The sequence below is a fragment of the Rhizobium ecuadorense genome, assembly GCF_001187535.1.
Lineage (GTDB): Bacteria > Pseudomonadota > Alphaproteobacteria > Rhizobiales > Rhizobiaceae > Rhizobium > Rhizobium ecuadorense.
In genome coordinates this window covers 1-212 of sequence record NZ_LFIO01001126.1, presented here as the reverse complement: position 1 = coordinate 212, position 212 = coordinate 1, and the positions used below count along the sequence as shown (strand labels likewise).

Here is a 212-nt window from a genome sequence, read left to right as displayed (position 1 = left end):
GTCATAGGGCGGGTTGCCGGGGCTCGCCATGATCTTAGCGAGCTGGTCCTGCGCGAGTGCCGGAGCAACCGTGAGGTCATAACCTGCATCCTTGACCATCGGGGTCAGGACGGTGCGATAGGCGTCCTCCCAGCTCCCTGGAAAAGTGGCAGCGACAGCGCCGCCGCCTGCAGCGCGGACTGCAAGCGGAAGCATGGCAGATGCGGCGACAC

General features: G+C 65.6%; 1 pseudogene. It reads right to left on the bottom strand.

The window, feature by feature from the left end:
* Window positions 1-212: pseudogene (locus tag AF337_RS24470) on the bottom strand (ABC transporter substrate-binding protein); the annotation flags it as partial.